The 18869-nt window shown below is 74.0% G+C and carries 22 protein-coding genes and 1 pseudogene; 14 read left to right on the forward strand and 9 right to left on the reverse strand.

What is annotated here, in order from left to right:
• The first annotated feature begins 93 nt into the window (after positions 1–93).
• The 3 genes from KKR89_RS17655 (at position 94) to KKR89_RS17665 (ending at position 3880) form a co-directional block, all read left to right on the forward strand.
• The gene (locus tag KKR89_RS17655; RefSeq protein WP_208196613.1) at positions 94–798 is read left to right on the forward strand and encodes a hypothetical protein; all 705 of its coding nucleotides are present in this window, start codon (positions 94–96) and stop codon (positions 796–798) included.
• Positions 795–1436 carry an HAD family hydrolase gene (locus tag KKR89_RS17660; protein WP_208196614.1) on the forward strand — a complete coding sequence of 214 codons (642 nt, stop codon included), beginning with the start codon at positions 795–797 and terminating at the stop codon, positions 1434–1436. Before KKR89_RS17655 ends, KKR89_RS17660 begins: the two co-directional genes overlap by 4 nt.
• 176 nt (positions 1437–1612) lie before the next feature.
• A complete protein-coding gene (locus tag KKR89_RS17665) occupies positions 1613–3880 on the forward strand; it encodes a glycoside hydrolase family 9 protein (RefSeq protein WP_208196615.1) in 2268 nt (755 codons plus the stop codon).
• 68 nt (positions 3881–3948) lie between these two features.
• Here the strand turns inward: KKR89_RS17665 and KKR89_RS17670 are convergent, their stop codons facing one another.
• Positions 3949–4566, reverse strand: coding sequence for a GNAT family N-acetyltransferase (locus tag KKR89_RS17670; RefSeq protein WP_208196616.1), 618 nt, complete (start codon positions 4564–4566; stop codon positions 3949–3951).
• Positions 4567–4659: 93 nt separating this feature from the next.
• Here KKR89_RS17670 and KKR89_RS17675 point away from each other — a divergent pair, with 93 nt between their 5' ends.
• Complete coding sequence (locus KKR89_RS17675; RefSeq protein ID WP_208196617.1) at positions 4660–5235, forward strand: GNAT family N-acetyltransferase; 576 nt, start codon at positions 4660–4662, stop codon at positions 5233–5235.
• Here KKR89_RS17675 and KKR89_RS17680 read toward each other — a convergent pair.
• Together KKR89_RS17680 and KKR89_RS17685 are read right to left on the reverse strand one after the other, a co-directional pair.
• Positions 5163–5957, reverse strand: coding sequence for a dienelactone hydrolase family protein (locus tag KKR89_RS17680; protein ID WP_243882967.1), 795 nt, complete (start codon positions 5955–5957; stop codon positions 5163–5165). The genes KKR89_RS17675 and KKR89_RS17680 overlap by 73 nt on opposite strands.
• Positions 5958–6179: 222 nt before the next feature.
• Positions 6180–6845 carry a TetR/AcrR family transcriptional regulator gene (locus tag KKR89_RS17685; protein WP_208196618.1) on the reverse strand — a complete coding sequence of 222 codons (666 nt, stop codon included), beginning with the start codon at positions 6843–6845 and terminating at the stop codon, positions 6180–6182.
• A 99-nt stretch (positions 6846–6944) separates the two neighbouring features.
• Here KKR89_RS17685 and KKR89_RS17690 point away from each other — a divergent pair, with 99 nt between their 5' ends.
• Positions 6945–7847 (forward strand): SDR family NAD(P)-dependent oxidoreductase, encoded by a 903-nt coding sequence (locus KKR89_RS17690; RefSeq protein ID WP_208196619.1) that lies wholly within the window; start codon positions 6945–6947, stop codon positions 7845–7847.
• Between the two features lie 41 nt (positions 7848–7888).
• On the opposite strand, the pseudogene KKR89_RS18445 reads toward KKR89_RS17690, so the two are convergent.
• A pseudogene (locus KKR89_RS18445) lies at positions 7889–8059 on the reverse strand (peptidase E); the annotation flags it as partial.
• Between KKR89_RS18445 and KKR89_RS17695 the strand changes: the two are divergent.
• The 5 genes from KKR89_RS17695 to KKR89_RS17715 all read left to right on the forward strand — a co-directional run bounded on the left by KKR89_RS17695 (position 7986) and on the right by KKR89_RS17715 (position 11857).
• Positions 7986–8252, forward strand: coding sequence for a hypothetical protein (locus KKR89_RS17695; RefSeq protein ID WP_208196620.1), 267 nt, complete (start codon positions 7986–7988; stop codon positions 8250–8252). The pseudogene KKR89_RS18445 and the gene KKR89_RS17695 overlap by 74 nt on opposite strands.
• 32 nt (positions 8253–8284) lie before the next feature.
• Positions 8285–9379 carry a sensor histidine kinase gene (locus KKR89_RS17700; RefSeq protein ID WP_251140946.1) on the forward strand — a complete coding sequence of 365 codons (1095 nt, stop codon included), beginning with the start codon at positions 8285–8287 and terminating at the stop codon, positions 9377–9379.
• Positions 9376–10014, forward strand: coding sequence for a response regulator (locus KKR89_RS17705; RefSeq protein WP_208196621.1), 639 nt, complete (start codon positions 9376–9378; stop codon positions 10012–10014). The genes KKR89_RS17700 and KKR89_RS17705 overlap by 4 nt, the downstream gene beginning before the upstream one ends.
• Before the next feature lie 122 nt (positions 10015–10136).
• Positions 10137–10532 (forward strand): hypothetical protein, encoded by a 396-nt coding sequence (locus KKR89_RS17710; protein WP_208196622.1) that lies wholly within the window; start codon positions 10137–10139, stop codon positions 10530–10532.
• Entirely contained in the window at positions 10526–11857 is a 1332-nt protein-coding gene (locus KKR89_RS17715; RefSeq protein WP_214765639.1) for a DJ-1/PfpI family protein, read from the forward strand. Before KKR89_RS17710 ends, KKR89_RS17715 begins: the two co-directional genes overlap by 7 nt.
• On the opposite strand, the gene KKR89_RS17720 is transcribed toward KKR89_RS17715, so the two are convergent.
• Both KKR89_RS17720 and KKR89_RS17725 read right to left on the reverse strand, forming a co-directional pair.
• A complete protein-coding gene (locus KKR89_RS17720) occupies positions 11838–12764 on the reverse strand; it encodes an SDR family NAD(P)-dependent oxidoreductase (RefSeq protein ID WP_208196624.1) in 927 nt (308 codons plus the stop codon). The genes KKR89_RS17715 and KKR89_RS17720 overlap by 20 nt on opposite strands.
• Positions 12761–13399 (reverse strand): NAD(P)-dependent oxidoreductase, encoded by a 639-nt coding sequence (locus KKR89_RS17725; RefSeq protein ID WP_208196625.1) that lies wholly within the window; start codon positions 13397–13399, stop codon positions 12761–12763. Before KKR89_RS17725 ends, KKR89_RS17720 begins: the two co-directional genes overlap by 4 nt.
• A gap of 56 nt (positions 13400–13455) precedes the next feature.
• Between KKR89_RS17725 and KKR89_RS17730 the strand changes: the two genes are divergently transcribed.
• Positions 13456–14022 carry a helix-turn-helix domain-containing protein gene (locus KKR89_RS17730; RefSeq protein WP_208196626.1) on the forward strand — a complete coding sequence of 189 codons (567 nt, stop codon included), beginning with the start codon at positions 13456–13458 and terminating at the stop codon, positions 14020–14022.
• Positions 14023–14074: 52 nt separating this feature from the next.
• Here KKR89_RS17730 and KKR89_RS17735 read toward each other — a convergent pair whose 3' ends face one another.
• Positions 14075–14515, reverse strand: a complete 441-nt coding sequence (locus KKR89_RS17735) for a hypothetical protein (RefSeq protein WP_208196627.1) — start codon at positions 14513–14515, stop codon at positions 14075–14077.
• Positions 14516–14647: 132 nt separating this feature from the next.
• On the opposite strand from KKR89_RS17735, the gene KKR89_RS17740 reads away from it, so the two are divergent.
• Entirely contained in the window at positions 14648–14884 is a 237-nt protein-coding gene (locus tag KKR89_RS17740) for a hypothetical protein (RefSeq protein WP_208196628.1), read from the forward strand.
• A 324-nt stretch (positions 14885–15208) separates the two neighbouring features.
• Positions 15209–15667, forward strand: a complete 459-nt coding sequence (locus KKR89_RS17745; protein WP_208196629.1) for a ricin-type beta-trefoil lectin domain protein — start codon at positions 15209–15211, stop codon at positions 15665–15667.
• Positions 15668–15735: 68 nt separating this feature from the next.
• On the opposite strand, the gene KKR89_RS17750 is transcribed toward KKR89_RS17745, so the two are convergent.
• On the reverse strand, positions 15736–16119 hold the full coding sequence (locus KKR89_RS17750; RefSeq protein ID WP_251140947.1) for a PIN domain-containing protein: 384 nt from the start codon (positions 16117–16119) through the stop codon (positions 15736–15738).
• A gap of 211 nt (positions 16120–16330) precedes the next feature.
• Between KKR89_RS17750 and KKR89_RS17755 the strand changes: the two genes are divergently transcribed.
• The gene (locus tag KKR89_RS17755; protein WP_208196630.1) at positions 16331–18097 is read left to right on the forward strand and encodes an alpha/beta hydrolase; all 1767 of its coding nucleotides are present in this window, start codon (positions 16331–16333) and stop codon (positions 18095–18097) included.
• Positions 18098–18106: 9 nt separating this feature from the next.
• On the opposite strand, the gene KKR89_RS17760 is transcribed toward KKR89_RS17755, so the two are convergent.
• Positions 18107–18808, reverse strand: coding sequence for a DUF402 domain-containing protein (locus tag KKR89_RS17760; RefSeq protein ID WP_208196631.1), 702 nt, complete (start codon positions 18806–18808; stop codon positions 18107–18109).
• Between the last annotated feature and the right edge of the window lie 61 nt (positions 18809–18869).

Raw genomic sequence — 18869 nt, forward strand, 5'->3', positions numbered from 1 at the left:
ACTGAGAACTCGCGCCCCCTTGCGCATCGGCCGCGACGGGCCCTGGTCACGCGCGGGCATCTGGGCTTCACTCCTGACATGTCCCGTTTCGCGATGAGGGCGACGGCGTCGCTGCTGCTGCTCGCGTCCGCCGTGATGTTCGTGGCCGCCGCGGTGCAACGGTGGTGGCCCGCGTGCCGGCGGGGGGCCTTCGAGACGGACGCGTGCCTCCGGCTGCAGGACCACGCGTTCGACCACCTGCTCGTCGCCGACCCGTGGACGCCCGCCGGGCACGCGGCCCAGTACGCCGGCGTGGCGATGATCGTGCTCGCGGGTGCCGCCGTCGTGCTCCCGTTCCTCCTGGTCCGACGGCCGCTCTGGTTCGCGGTCACGGTGGCGATCTCGACCGCGGGAGCCCTCACTCTCCTCGGTGCCCACGCCTGGACGTCGGGAGTGGGCGGACAGGTCCAGCCCACGCCGGGGCTCACGGCCGCGGTGCTCGTCCTGACCTTCGTCGTCCCCGTCGCCGCCGGCATCTGGGCGACACGTGAGCGCGGGGCCGGGCCCGACCCGGCCCGCGACCCGTGGACGCTCGCGCTCGCGGCCGCGCTCATCGTGTCCAGCCCGCTGCCGACCATGCTCCTCGGCCCCGTGGTGGTGCTGTACTCCTCGCACGACACGAGCCCGTGGTCGGACGCGGTGGTGAGCCTTCCGCTGGTGGCAGCGGCGACACTCGTCTGGAAGGTCACCCCGCGCGGCACGCCGCGTGCACCGGCACCTCCGCGGCGGGCCGGCACGCTCGCGGACGTGCCGGGGTGAAGAGGTACGTCCTGCTCGACCACGACGGCGTCCTCGTCGACACCGAGCACTGGTACTACGAGGCCGGGGCACACGCGCTGGCCGAGGCGGGCGTGACCCTGGACAAGGCGCGGTACCTCGGCGACATGACCCAGGGGCTCGGCACGTGGGACCAGGCCCGGGCGGCAGGCGTCGACGAGCAGACGATCGACCGGCTCCGCGCGGTGCGCGACGCCCGCTACCAGGAGCACCTGCGGACGCAGCCGATCGAGATCGACGGTGTCGTCGAGGCGCTCGCCGAGCTGTCCCAGCACGCCCGCCTGGCCGTCGTGACGAGCTCCAAGCGCGCGGACTTCGACCTCATCCACGCCGAGCGCCGGATCCGCGGGTTCCTGGACTTCGTCCTGGTGCGGGAGGACTACGGACGCGCCAAGCCGCACCCCGAGCCGTACCTCATGGGCCTGCAGCGTTTCGGTGCCGCCAGGGCCGACACGCTCGTCGTCGAGGACTCGGAGCGCGGGCTCCGGTCGGCGGTGGCGGCCGGGATCGACTGCGCGGTCGTGGACAACGACTTCACCCGCAGCGGTGACTTCTCGGGGGCGCGGTACCGGATCGGGACGCTGAGCGAGGTCCTCGACATCGTCCGGGGAGCAGGTTGACGACACCGGTCCCGGTTCTGACGCGTCTCCTAATCGATTCCGGCGGCGCACCACCATCGGACCGGCCGGCTCCCCGACCTACCGTGACGAGAGCGCTCCGGCGACGGCCGGCCCAGGGTCGGGCCGCGGCAGCCGTGGGCGCCGTCCGCCACGTCGTCTCCCACCTGAGGACCGCCATGTCACCGATCACCCGACGACGCGCGCGGCGCCGCGGCTGGTCCGCCGCCCTCGCCGTCGCCACCGCCCTGACCGTCGCGGGCGTCACCGCGCCGACCGCCCTCGCGGCCCCCGACCCCGGCACGCCGGTCAAGGTCAACCAGGTCGCCTACGTGCCCGGCGTCGCCAAGGTCGCGACGCTCGTCAGCACGTCGACCACCCCGGTCGCGTGGACCCTGCACGACGCGGGGGGCCGCACCGTCGCCGAGGGCACGTCGACGGTCAAGGGCGCCGACACGCTGTCCGGCGACCGCACGCACCTCATCGACTTCTCGTCCTACGACACCCCCGGCACCGGGTACGTGCTGTCCGCCGGCGGGTCCAGCAGCCTGCCGTTCGACATCTCCGCCGACCCGCTGAAGAAGCTCCGCTACGACGCGCTCGCGTTCTTCTACCACCAGCGCTCGGGCATCGCGATCGAGGCCCAGTACGTCGGCAGCACCTACGCGCGCGCCGCCGGGCACCTGGGCGTCGCGCCCAACCAGGGCGACACGAACGTGCCGTGCCGGCAGTCCTGCGGCTACAGCCTGGACGTGCGCGGCGGCTGGTACGACGCGGGCGACCAGGGCAAGTACGTCGTCAACGGTGGCATCGCGACGTGGCAGCTGCAGAACGCGTACGAGCGGACGCTGCACGTCGACGGCGCGGACCGCGCGGCGCTCGGCGACGGCAGGGCCGCCATCCCGGAGCGTGCCAACGGCGTGCCGGACGTGCTCGACGAGGCCAGGTGGGAGCTCGAGTTCCTGCTGCGCATGCAGGTGCCCGCCGGCCGCACCGACGCCGGCATGGTGCACCACAAGATGCACGACGAGAACTGGACGGGCATCCCGACGATCCCCTCGCAGGACGCCCAGCGCCGGATCCTCGCGCCCGTGAGCACGGCCGCGACCCTCAACATGGCGGCCGTCGCCGCGCAGGCGTCGCGCCTGTGGGAGTCGTACGACCCGACGTTCTCCGCCAGGGCCCTGGCGGCCGCGCGGACCGCGTACGCGGCGGCCAAGGCGAACCCCAACCGCATCGCGTCGAGCACCGACGGCACGGGCGGCGGCGCCTACAGCGACGCGTCGGTCACCGACGAGTTCTACTGGGCCGCGGCCGAGCTCTTCGCCACGACGGGTGAGTCGTCCTACCGCGCCGACGTCACCGGCTCGTCGTTCTACCAGGGCGTGAGCTTCGCGCAGCGCGGCTACGACTGGGGCTGGACCGGCGGCATGGGCGACACGACGCTCGCGCTCGTCCCGACGGACCTGCCCGCGGCCGACGTCGCCGCGACGCGCTCCGCGATCGTGTCGTTCGCCGACGCCGCCCTGACGCGCCTCGCGAACCAGGCGTACCCGGCGCCCAACAACGCCGGCAGCGTCTACTACTGGGGCTCGAACGGCCAGGTCGCGAACAACGCCAACGCGCTCGCCCTCGCCTACGACTTCACCGGCCAGGCCAGGTACCGGACGGCCGTGTACGGCGCGCTCGACTACTTCCTGGGCCGCAACCCGCTCAACCAGTCGTACGTGGCGGGCTACGGAGAGAAGGCCGTGCGCAACGTGCACCACCGCTTCTGGGCGAACCAGAACGACTCGTCGCTGCCGATCGCGCCGCCCGGGTCGTTCTCCGGCGGTCCCAACAGCGAGCTGCAGGACCCGGTGGCGGCCGCCGAGCTCGCCGGCTGCGCGGCCCAGAAGTGCTTCGTCGACGACATCGAGGCGTACTCCGTCAACGAGGTCGCGATCAACTGGAACTCCGCGCTGGTCTGGCTCACCGCGTGGGCGGCCGAGCAGGCGGGCGGGACGACGCCGACTCCGACGCCGACCCCCACGCCGACGCCGACGGTCACTCCGACACCCACGCCGAGCGTCACCCCCACGCCCACCCCGTCGCCGACGGCCACCCCGTCGCCCACGCCCACCCCGACGACGTCGGCGGCCTGCCGGGTGACGTACTCGGCGAACTCGTGGGGTTCGGGCTTCACCGCCTCGATCACGGTGACCAACACCGGCTCGGCCGCGTGGTCGTCGTGGCAGCTCGGCTTCACGTTCCCCGGTGACCAGAAGGTCACGCAGGGCTGGAGCGCGACCTACAACCAGACGGGCGCCGCGGTCACCGTGACCAACGCCGCCTGGAACGGCTCGCTGGCCGCAGGCGGGTCGACGAGCATCGGCTTCAACGGCTCGTACAGCGGCACCAACGCCGCACCCACCGGGTTCACGGTCAACGGGGCCCCCTGCTCCTGACCCGGACGGCCCGGGGCGTCCCCCGGAGTCGACGGCGGCCGCCGGTCCTCACGACCGGCGGCCGTCCGTCACGCCTGGGGCCCGTCGTCGGGCGCTGCGGGCACCGTCAGCGTCATCACGCAGTTGCCCTTGCCCTTCGGGCGCTGGTAGGTGAAGCCGAGCTGCTCGTACATCGTCCGGGTCGCGTTGTAGAGGAACGACGACGAGGTCTTCTTGCCGGGCGGCAGGTCGTGCGGGTAGGACTCGACGAGGCCGCCGCCGGCGGCGGCGATGAGCGCCAGGGCGCCGCGCACCGCGACCGACGCCATGCCCGAGCGGCGGTGGTCGCGGTCGACGAACAGGCAGGTGATCCGGTAGTCCGGGCGCTGCTCGAGGCCCCGCTCCCACTCCTTGCGGTGCTGGATGTTGGGCAGCTCGTCGACGGTCCCGTACTGGGCCCACGCCAGGGCGGTGTCAGCGTCCATGACGAGCGCCGCGTGCGATCGTCCGGCCGTGACGAGCCGGCGCTTGAACTCGCGGTGGCCCAGCGCCCGGCGCTCGTCCACCGGGTCGGGGTAGAGGTGGAAGTACGTGCACCAGCAGCCGCCCCACACGCCGTTGTGCCGCTCCGCCAGGCCTGCGAAAGCGTCCCAGGTCTGCGCGTCGAGCGGTGCGATCCGGTAGCCGTCGACGGCCACGTGGCCCATCTCGCGAACGTACGCGCGGCCCCACGCCGCGACAACCCCCACGGGTGCTATGCGAGGTGGGACCGCGCGAGGACCTCCGCGTAGGGTGCCCCGATGACCCCCGAACGTCGGACCACCCGCCTCGTGATGCGCCAGTGGACGGACGCCGACCTCGAGCCGTTCGCCGCGCTGAACGCGGACCCCGAGGTCATGGAGCACTTCCCCGCACCGCTGACGCGCGAGGCCAGCGACGCCCTCGCCGCGCGGGCGCGGGCCGGTCTGGAGGCCAACGGGTGGGGCCTGTGGGCGGTCGAGGTCGACGGCCGCTTCGCCGGGTTCACGGGCCTGGCGCGCCCGACGTGGGACCCGTCGCTCGTCGAGGTCGGGTGGCGCCTCGCCCGCTGGGCGTGGGGTCACGGCTACGCGACCGAGGCCGCGCGCGCGGCGCTGGCCGTGGGCTTCGAGGAGGCCGGGCTGACGGAGATCGTGTCGTTCACCGCGGTGGGCAACGAGCGGTCGCGCGCCGTCATGCGGCGGATCGGCATGACGCGGGACCCCGCCGACGACTTCGACTACCCGACCATCCCGGAGGGTCACCCCCTGCGGCGCAGCGTGCTCTACCGCATCCGGTCGTCCTCCTGGACCCGGTCGGGCTCCGGGTCGACCGCGAGCGGGACCGCCGAGACCTGAGCACTCCTCAGGTGCCGGTCGTAGAACCGGCACGAGTCCTCGAGCTCGAAGCGCGGCGTGGCCAGGTGCCCTCCCCTGTTCGCGTGCAGCGTCTTCTCGGTGCTGCCGAAGGTGTCGAACAGGTCGAGGGCGCGCTGCCTGGGGTTCCCCTCGTCGTCCCACTGCAGCAGGAGCAGCAGCGGGGTCGTCACCTGCCGCGCCTCCTCGCGCTGGGCGTGCGGCACGTAACCGCCGGCGTACAGACAGGCAGCCGCGATCCGCGGCTCGACGGCGGCCAGCCGGATGCCGAGGGCCGCCCACCCGGAGTACCCCACCGGGCCGGCGATCCCGGGCAGCTCGAGGAGTGCGTCCAGTGCGGTGCGCCAGTCGGGGACGGCGCCGACGACGAGCGGGCCGACGACGGACTCGAGGAGCTCGTCGGCCGGTTCGCCGGCCCGCACCGCGCGGCGCAGCTCGGCGCGAACCCGCTCGTCGGCCGCGGACCGGGGCCGGTCACCGCACCCGGCCGCGTCGATGGTGGCCACGGCGTAGCCGTGCTCCGCAGCCGTGTACCGCGCCCGGGCCACCAGACGGGAGTCCGACCGGGGCAGGCCGTTGTTGTGGGCCATCAGGATCAGCGGAGCGGTGGACCGGGGCGTCCACAGCGTCCCGGGGATCTCGCCGAGGAGGAAGTCGCGCTCCAGGACGCCGTCGTCGAGAGCCTGCTCGGAGGTGAGTCGCATGGTCGTACCCTTCGGGAGCCTGCGTGGGCGGGGCTCCCGGACGACCTACCGTCCGACCGTGACGTCGGAGGGGAGCACCCCTGTCGATCCTGCGTCCACGGGTACCACCCCCTTCGTCGTCTGCACGGCCCGTCCACGGTAGCGCCGGCCGGCGACCGTCAGGAAGGGTTCTCGTGGCGGGGTGGGACATCCGGGGAGGATGTCCGCCGCCCGCGAGCGCGGTCAGTCGCGCGGCAGGAAGCCCAGCAGCCCCGCGGTGAGCGCGGCCTGCAGCCCTTCGCGCAGGTCGAGGTGGAAGATGGCGAGCTCAGGCTCCTCCTCGAAGGCCGCCAGCAGGCTGGGGGGCGGCGGGACGTATGACGAGACCGCGCCCGCCGTGACGAGCGTGAGCAGGCCGAACCGGACCGCGTCGTCGCCGAGCTCGGGGACGACGCGCCGCAGGAGCCCGGCCATCGTCCCCAGGTGCGCGAGGGAGGCGCGCTTGTGCCGCTTGACCACCTCGACGGAGACGTTGTGCTCGAGGACGCCGCCCTGGGCGCCGAAGAGGTCGCACAGCACGGGACGGGCGGCGAGCGAGCGGCTGAGCACGTCGGCGAGCAGGGTCGCGCGCGCCTCGGGCGGCGCGTCGACCTCGACGCCCTCCGCCAGCTCCCCCTCCAGGTCGGCGAGCCAGACCCCCAGCCTGTCGTCGAGCAGCTCGAGCAGGACGGCCTCGCGGGACTCGAAGTAGCGCAGCACGTTGGACTTGGCCAGGCCGACGCGGCGGCTGAGCTCGTTCAGGCTGACGTCGGCCACGGGCATCTCATCGAGCATGGCCGCGGCGGTGTCGAGGATCGCGCAGCGCCGGATCTGCCGCTGCTCCTCGCTTCGCGCACGCTGGAACGTCACGGCACGAGCCTAACTTGCGGACCGCCGGTCTCTTGACTAGCAGACCGGCGGTCGCTTACGTTCGTCGTAAGAGACCGGTGGTACATTGAGGAGCCTCCCATGAACGAGCGCTGGACCCACGAGCACGTCCCCGACCAGAGCGGCCGCGTGGCCGTCGTCACCGGCGCCACCTCCGGCCTGGGCTACGAGACGGCCCGCGTGCTCGCCCAGCGCGGCGCGACGGTGGTCCTGGCCGTCCGCGACGTGGAGAAGGGCAAGCAGGCGGCCGCCCGCATGACGGGCGACGTCAGCGTCCAGGCCCTCGACCTGACGTCGCTCGCGTCGGTCCGGTCGGCCGCGGCCGACCTGCGCGCCGCGCACCCGCGCCTCGACCTGCTGATCAACAACGCGGGCGTCATGTACACCCCGCGGCAGACCACCGCCGACGGCTTCGAGCTGCAGCTGGGCACCAACCACCTCGGCCACTTCGCGCTCACCGGCCTGCTGCTCGACCGCCTGCTGCCCACCCCCGGCTCACGCGTGGTGACGGTCGCCAGCACCGCCCACCGCCTGCGCGCCGCCATCCACTTCGACGACCTGCAGTGGGAGCGGTCGTACAGCCGCGTCGGCGCCTACGGGCAGTCGAAGCTCGCGAACCTCATGTTCACGTACGCCCTGCAGCGCCGGCTCGCACCGCTCGGCACCACCGTGGCGGTCGCGGCCCACCCCGGGGTGTCCCGGACGGAGCTGCTGCGCAGCGCGCCCGTGGCGATGCGGCTGCTCGTCGACCGCATCGCGGCGCCCTTCCTCCAGGACGCCGCGATGGGCGCCCTGCCCACCCTGCGCGCCGCCACGGACCCGCACGTCGAGGGGGGCCAGTACTACGGCCCGGACGGGCGGCGGCAGATCAGCGGCCACCCGACGCTCGTCGCCTCCAGCCTGGAGTCCCACGACGAGGCAGTCCAGGAGCGACTGTGGACGGTGTCCGAGGAGCTCACGGGGGTGACGTTCCCCCTGGTGTGAGGCCGCGGGCCACCGCGGGCACGCCCGCACCCTGCCGACCGGTGCGGGAAGACCGAGAAGTCGACGACGCCCAGGGTCCGGTCGTCCGGCGCGGGCGGCCACTCGACGAACCACTCCCCGATCCGCAGTGTCATCACCATGCTGCCGGCGCTCACGCCGACCCAGACGGTGCCGGGCAGGGACGGCAGCAGGTCCGCGAGCCCGGACTCCCGCGGCGACGTCGACAAGGAGCGGTACTCGACGTTCGGGTTCACCACCGAGGCGGACCTCGACGACGACGCCGGTGCCTGGCCGACGTCGTTCGCGGTGAGCAGGCTCACGCCCGAGGCCGAGGCCACGCTCACGGCGCTGGTGACGCGGTCGCCGTCTGACCGGGCGGGCTGCGCACCCTCGCCGCGTCATTGACCGGCGACACCCCGTGCTGCACAGTGAATCGGGTGAAACGGGCGCTCGCCGTGCTCACCGTGGTCGCCTACCTGACGCTGCCGCTCGGGTCCGCGAGCTCCGCGGAGCTCCTGCCGACGCTGCTGGTGGGTCTCGCGTACTGTGCGCTCGCCATCGTCGGGTTCCGCTTCGTCGAGGGGCGTCCCGCCTGGTGGGGGGCCGGGTACGCCGCCGTGCAGCTGGCGCTCGGCTTCGCGGTCTTCTCCCTGTCCGGTGCCGCGGTGGGCGCCGTCCTGCTCCTGGTCGTCCTGGTCGCGCAGGCGGTCCTGCTGCTGCCGCTGCCGGCCGCGGTCGCCGTGGCCGCCGTCGTCCCGCTCGTCCACCTCGGCATGCAGTGGCCGCGCGTGCTCGGGGAGGCTCTGAGCACCCTGGCGGTCAGCACGTTCACGGTGATCGTGACCGAGCTGCTGGTGCGGGAGCAGAGGGCCAGGGCCGAGCTCGCGGCCGCGCACGAGCGCTTGCGGGGGTACGCCGCGCAGGCCGAGCAGCTCGCCACGACCCAGGAACGCAACCGCCTGGCGCGCGACATCCACGACGGTGTCGGCCACCACCTGACGGTCGTGCGCATGCTGCTCGAAGCGGCCCGCGCCGTCATCCCCACGGCAGACCCCGATCGCCTCGACGCCATGCTGGCCAAGGCGCAGGACCAGTCGGAGCAGGCCCTCGCCGAGGTCAGGCGGTCGGTGGCCGCGCTGCGCGAGCACCGTCCCGTCCTCGCGGACGCGTTGCGCACGCTCGCCGCCGAGGCGACGGAGGCCGGCGTCCCGACCGAGGTGGACGTCCGGGGCAGGGCCCGTCCGCTGCGCGCCGACGTGGACGAGTCCCTCTTCCGTGCGGCCCAGGAGGGCCTGACGAACGTCAGGAAGCACGCGGCCGCCACACGTACCGCGGTCGTGCTCGACTTCCGCGACGACGACCACGTCCGGCTCGAGGTGCGCGACGACGGTCGCGGCCTCGCGCAGGAGCCGGCGGACGGTTTCGGGCTCGCCGGGCTCCGCGAGCGCATGGCCGGCGTCGGAGGTCGCCTGTCCCTGGGCTCGACCCCGACCGACGGCGTCACCGCCCTCGTCGTCGAGGTGCCCGGGTGACGGTCCGTGTGCTGCTCGCCGACGACCAGGCCCTCTTCCGCGAGGCGCTCACGACCCTGCTCGAGGTGCAGCCGGGGATCGAGGTCGTCGGTGAGGCGGCGAACGGGGAGGAGGCGGTCCGCGCGAGCGCCGCGGCGCGACCCGACGTGGTCCTCATGGACCTGCGGATGCCGGTGCTCGACGGCATCGCCGCCACGGCCCGGCTCCGTGCCACGCAGCCCGACGTCCGGGTGATCGCGCTGACGACGTTCGACGACGACGAAGACGTCCTCGCCGCGCTGCGGGCCGGTGCGGTCGGCTACCTCCTCAAGGACGTGAGCTCGGCGCGGCTGGTCGAGGCACTCGTCGCCGCCGCTCGCGGGGAGACCGTGCTCCAGCCGTCGGTGGTGGCCAAGGTCGTCGCGCGGGTGGTGCGGATCCCGGCGGACACGGCGCCGTCGACGCACCCGCTCTCCGAGCGGGAGGTCGCGCTGGTGCGGCTGCTGGCCGACGGGCGCAGCAACCGCGAGATCGCCGGCGCCCTGTACCTCGCCGAGGGGACCGTGAAGAACCTCGTCAGCAGCGTGCTGTCGAAGCTCGAGGTGCGCGACCGCACGCAGGCGGCCCTGCGGGCACGGGACCTCGGCATCCTCTGACCTCGGGGTCGTCAGGGTCACTCCCGGAGGGTGACCCGCGGCGTGACGATCGGCACCTGACGCGGCCGTGCGGTCGGCCGACGCTGTCGTGTGTCCGCACGTCGGATCCACGAGGAGTCGAGATGAACCACGAAGAGCACGGCATCGCCCGCCACCCGGCGCGGCGGTTCACGCGGCACGCGGTGGAGATGGTGGCCGCGATGGTGGCGGGCATGGTCCTGCTGGAGCCCGTCTGGTCGTTCGCCTGGCCAGGCCTGCGCGAGAGCACCACCGCGCAGGTGCTGGTGATGGCGACGAACATGTCGATCGGCATGGCGGTGTGGATGCGGGTCAGGGGGCACGGGGTGGCGTCCATCGCCGAGATGGCCGCCGCGATGTACCTGCCCTTCCTGGTGCTGCTGCCGTTCAGCCGGGCCGGGGCTGTGACCGCCATGCAGCTGATGACGGCCGGGCACGTGCTGATGCTGGCAGCGATGGTCGCCGTGATGCTGCGGCGTCGCCACGAGTACGGGTGGTGAGCCCGGTGCGCGTGTTCCTCAAGGTCGTCCTGCTCGTGCTCGCCGCGCTGGCGCTCCCCGCCGCGCTCGGCGGCCCGACGGCCGTCGGCGCCGTCACCGGCCTCAACGCCCCGCGGACCGACGACGTGTCCCCCACCCCGGCGCCGGCAGCGTACGACCCGTCACGACCGACCGTGGCCGTGGTGGTGGGGGACGAGGGTGCGGTCGCGTCCGACGCCCTGGCCCCGTACGAGATCCTCGCCGGCACGGGTGCGTTCAACGTCTACACCGTCGCGCCCGGGAGCCACCCGGTGCCGCTCACCGGTGGGCTCGATCTCGTCCCGGACCTCACGTTCGGCGGGCTCGAGGACCTGCTGGGTGGGCCGGCGGACCTCGTGGTCGTGCCCGCGATGCCCGACGTCGGCCGGCCCACGACCAAGCCCGTCACCGCGTGGCTCACCACCCAGGCGAACGGTGGCGCCGTCATCCTCAGCGTCTGCAACGGGGGCGCCGTGGTCGCCTCGGCGGGGCTGCTCGACGGCCACCGCGCCACCGCCCACTGGCTGCGCCTCGACGGGTGGGCCGGCACCTACCCCGCCGTCGACTGGGTCGCCGGGACCCGGTACGTGGACGACGGGGCCGTCATCAGCACGGCCGGCGTCCTGTCGGGGATCGACGGCACCCTGCACGCCGTGCAGCGGCGGGTCGGAGAGGACGCCGCGGTGCAGGCCGCACGGGCGATCGGCTGGTCGTACGACGCGTCGAGCGGCCCGCCGCGGATGGCGCGGACGCGGCTCGCACCGTCCGACGCGGTCGTCGCCCTCCACAGCGCCTTCGGCTGGGACCGGCCGCGCATCGGCGTCCAGCTCACGGACGGGGTGGGCGAGCTCGAGCTCGCCTCGGTGTTCGACACGTACGCGCAGTCGCTGGCCGTGGACACGGTCGCCGTGGGCGACCGGCCGGTGAGGTCGCGTCACGGGCTGACGTTCGTGCCGCGCACCGCGTCGGTGGCCGGGCTCGACCGGCTCGTCGTCCCGGGTACGACCGGGCACCGCACCGTCCCCGGCATCGACGCCGTGCACCCCCACGAGCGACCCGGCTTCGCGTACGCCGCCGTGCTCCAGGACCTGGCACGGACGACCGACGTGGCCACCGCGCGGTGGACGGCGAAGGTCCTCGAGTACCCCGTCGACGGCCTGCCGCTCGACGGTCCGTCCTGGCCGTGGGCGCTGACCCTCCGGCCCCTCGCGCTGGGCGTGCTGGGCGTGCTGGTCGCGCTCGGTGTGCTCGGCCTGATGCGTCGCAGGGCGGGTGCCCGGGCAGGGCTCACCCGGCGAACCACCTGACGCTCACCTCGTGCAGCCGCTGCTGCACCGCCGGGTCGTGGGAGACGGCGGGCGTCGTCGCCACCACCTCCCGGCGGTAGTAGCGCCCGGTGACCCCGGCCAGCGCGGGGTCCGTGGCCAGGCGCAACGCGGCGGAGGCGCCGTCACGGGGCGTCCGCATGCCGCTGCGGATGAGCCAGCCGAGCGGACGCAGGGCCGCCGGGACGAGGTCGTCGACGATGCCGGTGGCCACGATGCCCGGGTGCACCGAGTTCACGGTGACCCCGTGCGGCCGCAGGAGGCGTGCGAGGTGGTAGCCGCTCGTGACGGTGAGCAGCTTGGCGCGCGCGTACGCCTCGAAGGCGACGAAGCCGTCGGCGGGGTTGACGCGGGTGAGGTCGTCGAGCTGCGCGGGGTCGAGGTCGGCCGGGCGGGCGCGTCCGAGGAGCTTGACCTGCCGGGTGTCGTTGAGGCTGTCGGACGCGACGTGGACGACCCGCCCGCGCGCGGCGACGAGGTTCTCGCGCAGCAGGTGGGTGAGCCCGAAGGCGGCCAGGTAGTCCACGGCGACGTGCCTCTCGACGCCGTCGGGAGTCAGGCCGCGGTCGGGGAAGTGCGCACCGGCGTTGTTGACGAGCACGTGCACGTGCGGGTGGCGGCGGCCGATCGCCGTGGCGGCGTCGACCACACCGTGGCGCAGGGACAGGTCGGCCTCGACGACCTCGAACCGGCCGTGGTCGCCGACGGTCTCGCGCAGCAGGCGCTCGGTGCGCGGCGCGTCCCGGGCCACGGCCACCACGTGCGCGCCGGCGCGCGTCAGGTCCTCGACCAGGACCCGTCCCATCCCCCCGCCGGCCCCGGTGACGACGGCCACCCGCCCGGCGAGGTCGACGACCGGGCGGGCGACGTGGGAGCGGCGGGCGTTCACCGGGCGATCCGGGGATACGCGTGCACGTGACGCGGGTCCTCGACCTCACGGACGAGGAAGTCGGCGAGGTCCGCGCGTCCGACGGACGTCCACAGGTGCACCGGCAGGTCGGCCCCGACCCGGTACGTCCCTGTCGCGGGTGCGTCCGTGAGTCGCGGCGGACGCGCGACGGTCCAGCGCAGCCGCGAGGAGGTGACGACGGGCTCCATCCGCTCCTTGTCACGCATCCTGTCCCCCACCCCTGCCCACACCGCGAGCGCGTACGGCGACCGGTCGCGGCTCTCGGCGACGCCGTGGGCGCTGACCACGACGAGTCGCGCGACGCCCGCGCGCTGCATCACGGGGACGGTGACCGACATGGCGTCGGTGCAGACGGACGTCGGTCCCCTCGCGGCTCCGCCCAGGGCGCTGACCACGGCGTCGACGCCGGTCAGGGCCGCCGACAGGGTCGCGACGTCGCGCACGTCGTGCCACTGCACCTCGCGCAGCCTGCGCGCCGGGGCGAAGGACCCCGGACGTCGCACGAGGGCGGTGACGTGGTGGCCGCGCCGCAGGGCCGTCGACACCACCAGACGTCCCGTGGCCCCGGTCGCTCCCAGGACGAGAACCCGCTGCTGTGTGACAGGTTGTCTCATAGGAGGAAGGTGGCACCCGGGGCGCTCTGAGTCAAGATGTCTCATAGACTCCGGGAATGGCCCCCCGCGACGACGACCCCCGGTTCCTGCGCAGCCGCGAGGCGATCGTCACCGCCGCCCGCGAGGTGCTGCTCACCCACGGACCCGGCGCCGTCACCCACGCACGGGTCGCCGAGCAGGCGGGCATCGCGCGCGCCACCGTCTACCGCCACTGGCCACGCACCGACCAGCTCCTGGCCGCGGCGATGGCCACCGTGCCGATGCCGTTCTTCGACGCACCCGCCACCCCCACGCGCGACTGGCTGGTCCGTGAGCTGACGACGCTCGCCCGCGAGCTCGACCACCACGACGTCCGCGTGGTCGCGACCACCCTGGCGGGCACCGCCCTGTGGGAGGACGACGTGGACGCCCGTCGGGCCCGCTTGGCCGCCCTGCTCGCCGGCCGGCTGGCCGACGCCCTCGAGGCCGCCCGGGCGCGTGGCGAGGTCGACCTGCACGCCGCTCCCCGCGACGCCGCCGCCCTGGCGATCGGACCCCTCTACTACCGGGCCACCATCGAGCGCGGCACCACCGACGAGGACGTCATCGCGGCCGTCGTCGACGGCCTCGGCCGATGGCGGTGACCCGCGACCGCCCGGCGGTCACCCGTCGCGCCCGGCTCCTGCGGTGGCAGTCTCAGCCCTGCGGCGGGGTCGGGGCGCCGTACGACGGGCCGGTCCACGGCCGTTGGTGCTGCCCTGCCACGGCGTAGGGACCCTGCGGCTGGGCCGGCGCCGTGCGACGTCGGCGCACCTGGCTCAGGACGAAGACGTTGACGAGGTGGAAGATGCCGAGCAGCAGCGCCACCGCGCCGAGCTTGGAGGCCAGCGCCTCGATCGCCTGCTGGGTCGACAGGACGGGCTCGCTCACCTGGAGGTTGAGGGCGACGAAGCCGAGGTTCACGAGGTAGAACCCCACGACCAGGAGGCGGTTGGTCGCCGCGGCGATCTTCTCGTCGCCGTGGAAGACGTCGACGAGGAAGACGTCCCCGTTGCGCGTGAGGGTCCTGGCGACCCAGATGGTCAGCGCGACGCTGGCCGCGATGTAGACGAGGTAGGTCAGGACGGTCGGGTTCATCGGATCGCTCCTCGGGCCGGACGTCAGCCGAGGGTTCCCGGCCAGTTGAACGTGTTCAACAAGAAGGACGCTAGTGGCCCTGTTGAACATGTTCAAGTGATGCTCCTCACTGGCTGATACCGGGTGGTCGTGATGGGACCCAAGGAGGTCCTCGGGGAGCTCGTCGACGGCGCACCGGCGACCGACCCTGTGCCGCAGGGCCAGGACGCGCTCGAGCCGGCGTCGTACGACGGCCGGGTGCCGCCCGGACCCGGCGTGGACGCGCACCACGACGTGACGGAGTACGTCTTCGACGAGCCGGGCACGCACGCCGTGCAGTGGGCGCCCGGTGGGCGGCGGTCCAACGAGCTCACCGTCGAGGTCGGCTGACCTCGCCGCCACCCAGCTCCTGGGCACGATCTCCCACCACACATTCTGGCCGAGCCTCCTCGTGCCGGGCTGGGAGGTGAGCGCCGCACGCACCGCCCGGTGGTCGACGAGGCCGTGCGCACCTTCGCCGCCCGGTTCGCCGCGAGCGCACGGCGGCGGTCGACGGGTGACTGAGTCCGGGCCTGATTCTCAGAGGACCTTGAATCTCGACGAGCACAGTAGGTAGTGCAAAGTTCCACTATCTCCACAGATCGACGTCACCGCCGACGTCGTCAGGCGTCGGCGCGACCGCCCGATCTCAGCCTCGCGAGAAGGAGCCCGACGATGGTGCGAAAGATCATCTCGACCCTGGCGGCATCCGCCCTGCTGGCCCTGAGCCTGTTCGGCGCGGCGCAACCGGCACAGGCCGCCGCCCCCGGCGGCGAGCTGCGCAACAAGGACACCGGGCTGTGCGTCGACCGCCGGGAGCACCCCGAGCGGCCCGTGGCTGCGTTCACCACGAAGTGCAACGGCTCTGCCACGCAGCGCTGGGTCTACTCAGCCGCCGACCAGACCATCCGCACCCCGGACGGCCGGTGCCTGGCCACCGGAAGCTCCTCGGGGATCTTCGTCACGGCCTGCGACAGCGGCCTGCTGGTGCGCTGGGGACAGACCAGCGACGGCCGCATCCACCAGCTCGACTGGGGCATCGGCTGCATCGAGGACTTCCGCACGGCGACGCTCACCTGGGGCGCCTGCACCAACAGCCCCAACGAGGTCTGGTCGTCGCTGGTGACCGCCTGACCCCCTCGAGGTGGGAGCGCGCGGCACCGTGGCGGATCGCCACGGTGCCGCGCCGGCCCGACCCGCTGCTACGGCGCGCGGACCTCCAGGCCGTCGCCGAAGCCCGCGAAGTCTGCGACGTTCCTCGTGACCAGCACGGCGCCGTGTGCGTGGGCGGTCGCGGCGATCAGCAGGTCGAACGCTCGGGCACGCGGCTGGCGCCCGGCCGCGACGGTCTTCGTCGCCAGCAGGGCGTAGGACGACGCGACCGCGTCATCGATCGGCAGGGCCGCCAGCGCGCTCTCCGCACTCGACAGCACCCGCATCCGGGCCGCCCTGCTCTCCGGCGTGCGCGCGAACAGGACGCCGAAGCGCAGCTCGGCCAGCGTCGCCATGCTGATCGCGGCTTCATCGCCGCTGCCGGTCGGCACCAGCCCGTCGACCAGGACGTTCGTGTCGAGGATCAGCCTCACCGGTGGGTGCCGCGCTCGAACGGATTGGTCGGGACGCCGTCGACCAGGGCCATGTCCTCGTCCCAGTCGGGGTCGTCCGCCCCGGGGAACATCATCGCGGGAGGACCCGACGACGCGCTGCTGGCGGGCCGTCCGGCCCGGTGCGATGCTCGGGTGACGGCGTGCACTCCCCCGTCCGGGGCGTGACGTCACCGCCCCGGGGGAGGCGCGTATGGCGCAGCGTCCGGGCGAGACCGTGCCCCTGTCCGGGGCCACCGGGGCGGCGCCGGAGGTCGTCCCGACGGGCGACCGGCACCGGGCCGGCCCGGACCCGCGGCGGCGACGACGACATCCCCGGCCGCCGCACCCGGCAGGGCTCGCGATGGGGACGCTGTTCGCGGTGGTCGCGATGACGCCGTCCCTGCTGCCGCGCGACTGGCTCTACCAGGGGCTCGTGTCAGGGATCTCCGGGGCGCTGGGGTACGGGGTCGGCGTCGTGCTCGCTCGGGTCCTGCGGTTCGTGCCCGCGTGGCGGCGGCTCGTCTCCGCGGCACGCGGGCGGGTGCCGCCGAGGCTCGCGCCCCACCTGCTGACGGCCCTCGGCCTCGTCGCGGCCGTGGCCGTGGTCGTCATGCTCGTGGTGGGCGCCCGGTGGCAGAGGGCGATGACGGCGGCCGTCGGGATGCCACCGCCCTCGACCCTCGACTGGCTGCGGGCCGGGCCGCTGCTCGTGCTCATCGCGGCCGCGTTCGTCCTGGCGGCACGCGGGGTGTGGTGGGCGAGCCGCCGTATCGACGCGCTCCTGGAGCGGCGGCTGCGGTGGCCGCACGCGGTGGCGTCCGTGGTCGCGACGGTGCTCGTGCTCGGCGGGGTCGTGATCGTCAACGACGTCCTGCTGCAACGCGCGCTCGGTGCGGCGGACGTCGCGTTCGCCGCACGCAACGACCGTGACCACCCGGGGGTCACGCGCCCGTCGGCGGCCGAGCGCTCCGGTGCGCCGGGGTCGCTCGTGGACTGGGGGTCGCTCGGTCGCGAGGGTCGCCGCTTCGTCGCCGAGGGTCCGGGCACCGACGAGCTGCGGACGGCCGCGCCGGACGCCGCACCGATGACGCCCGTCCGCGTGTACGTCGGCATCGAGAACGCCGACACGGCCCGCGAGCGCGCGGACCTGGCGGTCCGGGAGCTCGACCGCACCGGCGCTTTCGAGCGGCAGGTGCTGCTGCTCGTGACCACGACGGGCAGCGGGTGGGCCAACAACTCCGCGGTCGAGTCCCTCGAGCTGATGTACGCCGGGGACACCGCGGCGGTCGCCACCCAGTACTCGTACCTGCCGAGCTGGCTGTCCTTCCTCTTCGACCGCGCCCGGGTCAGCGAGGAGTCGCAGGCCCTGGCCACGGCCGTCGAGGCGCACCTCGCCCGGCTGCCCGCGGACGAGCGCCCACAGCTGCTCGCCTACGGTGAGAGCCTCGGCTCGTACGGCAGCGAGACGGCGTTCCCCTCCCTGGCGGACATCCGCGCCCGCACCGACGGGGTGCTGTGGGTCGGGCCGCCGGACGCGAACCCCGTCTGGCACGCCCTGGTCGAGCGACGGGACCCCGGGACACCTGCCGTGGCGCCCGTCTACGCGAGCGGCCTGTTCGTTCGCTTCGCCGGCGACGCCGCGCAGATCACCACGCCGACGACGCCGTGGGAGCCGCCGCGGGCCCTGTACCTGCAGCAAGCCGACGACCCGGTCGTGTGGTGGAGCCCCGACGTGCTGCTGTCCGCGCCCGACCGGCTGCGCGAGCAGCCCGTCGGCACCGACCGCCCGACGATGCGCTGGTTCCCCGTGGTGACGTTCTGGCAGCTGACGTTCGACCTGCTCAACGCGAAGTCGGTGCCCGACGGGCACGGGCACAACTACGACGGGCTGGTCCTCGACGGGTGGGCGGGCGTCGTGCCGCCCGACGGGTGGACGACCGCCGACACGGAGCGGGTGCGCGCGGTGCTCGCGGAGTGAGCCTGTCGCCTACTCCGCGCCTGGTAGCTGTTGCCAGCCGTCCGGCAGGGGAACCGCCCCCCATCGCGCGTCGGGCAGCCACGCGTCCCAGTCGGCGCCGAACGGCCAGCCCGCGTCCCGCGCGTGCTGCAGCAACCGGGCGCCGACCACACGGACGTGCCGGGCGCGCTCGTCGGTGACGTAGCCCTGGTCGACCATCCACGCGAGCTCGTCCTCGTCCTTGAGACCCACCGTCCACGGGCCGCCGCGGGGGTTGCCGGCAGCGACCACGTCGAGAGCCCAGTCCTGCGTGTCGAAGCCGAGGGTGGACCGGCGCCACGGCGACTCGAGGTTGCCGTACCAGCGGTCCGTCCAGCGCTCGCCGTCGTGCCACCGCCACACGGACCACCGGTCACCGCGCCGGTGCACGCGCACCACCGTGTCCCCCTGCCAGGCACGCTCGGCGTACGTGCCGTCCCACGCCGCCGGCAGGACGGTCCGGCTGTTCGGCCCCGCACCGACGCCCGCGCGCATGCGCACCCCCGAGCCGGGCCAGGTCGACACGACCATGACGTCGTCGTCGTCGCGCACGACCGTGCCGGCGACGGCGTAGCCGACGGCGACCCCGTGCGGACGGCCGTGGTCCCGCACGCTGCGCAGCACGACGGGTGCGCCGCGCTCGAACGGCGGCGGCTCGGGCACGGGCGGGAGCGGGACCTCGTCGTGGACCATCGGCTCACGGTACCGACGGGCGGGAAGCCCGCCCGCCCCGAGCACGCCACGGGCGCTGCCC

The sequence above is a fragment of the Cellulomonas dongxiuzhuiae genome (assembly GCF_018623035.1).
Taxonomy (GTDB): domain Bacteria; phylum Actinomycetota; class Actinomycetes; order Actinomycetales; family Cellulomonadaceae; genus Cellulomonas; species Cellulomonas dongxiuzhuiae.